Origin of the sequence: Paenibacillus sp. MAEPY2, from assembly GCF_000499205.1 — a bacterium.
Lineage (GTDB): Bacteria > Bacillota > Bacilli > Paenibacillales > Paenibacillaceae > Paenibacillus > Paenibacillus vandeheii.
The window spans coordinates 1-1,284 of sequence record NZ_AWUK01000126.1 but is presented as its reverse complement, the minus strand read 5'-3'; the positions used below and the strand labels follow the sequence as shown (position 1 = coordinate 1,284).

1 protein-coding gene is annotated in these 1,284 nt (G+C 47.1%); it reads left to right on the top strand.

What is annotated here, in order from left to right; all coding sequences use genetic code 11:
- The coding region (locus tag P364_RS0134910; RefSeq protein WP_024634539.1) for an ABC transporter ATP-binding protein/permease at positions 1-1,284 on the top strand (1,284 nt) is incomplete at both ends.

The following is a 1,284-nucleotide window of genomic DNA, read 5'->3' as shown; positions in this document are numbered from 1 at the left end:
GGCTGACAGTTATTTCAGTCAGTACATGCCACGTATGCTGGAAGCCGCAATCATTCCGATTTTAATTCTAATCATTACATTCATCGAGCACCCCAATTCGGGATGGATTATGTTATTTACCGCTCCGTTTATCCCGCTGTTCATGATTCTTGTGGGACTACGAACAAAAAACAAATCAGAAGAAAAATATGAGCAATTGGCTGAGTTTTCCGGTACTTTTCTGGATTCGCTTCAAGGGCTGGTTAGCTTGAAAATATTTGGACGGGCCCATCATCAGAAGCGGGTCATCGAACGCAGCAGCCTAGGTTACCGTGATGCTACGATGGATATTTTAAAAATCGCTTTTACGAATACGTTCATGCTGGAATCGATTGTCATGCTAAGCATCGGCGTTATCGCTCTCGAACTGGCCATTCAGCTGCTCGTCTTCAAATCCATGTCGTTTCACACCGCCTTTCTGGTATTGTTGCTAGTTCCAGAGTTCTATACCTTACTGAAGAATACCGGAACGGCTTTTCATAGCGGGAGAACGAGTATGGGGGCGATTCGCAGAGTTGAAAAGTTGCTGGTTGAAACGGACGACGATCGAAATACACAAACTGAGGGGGAACTGGGGGCACATCCAAGCAGTAACCAGGCCCTAAAAGAACTGTCGCAAGAGTACGAGACATCTCATGAAAATCTATTACCCCTGCCACCAACCATCGAACTGGATCATGTCCGTTTTCAGTATAGGAGCGATTCATTTGAGCTTCAAACGAAGAAGATCTCGATTACTCCGGGAGAACATATCGCCATTGTTGGACAAAGTGGTTCAGGCAAAACAACCTTGTTACATCTCATTGCTGGTTTACTGAAACCAGCGTCAGGCAAGGTCCTTATCAACGGAAATTCAGTCACGACACATGATGAGTCTGCATGGTTCGAGTACGTTAGTTATATTACGCAACACCCGTATATTTTCGCAGGTACGTTCGCTGATAATATTGCCATCGGTACCCGCCGAGACGTGTCTCGAGAGGAAATCGAGCAAGCAGCGGTGGACGCAGGGCTTGCTGCGGTTGTTGCTCAATTCGAACAGGGGTTTGATACCTTTGTGGGCGAAGGCGGCAGGGGGCTCTCTGGCGGGGAGAAGCAAAGGCTTGCTCTGGCAAGGGCTTTTCTGAAGCGATCTGCCATTATATTGTTTGACGAACCTACAGTTGGACTTGATTTACAAACCGAGCGTGTGTTGCAACGCTCCATCGCTACTTTGGCAAAAACAGCGACGATGATTACGGTGGC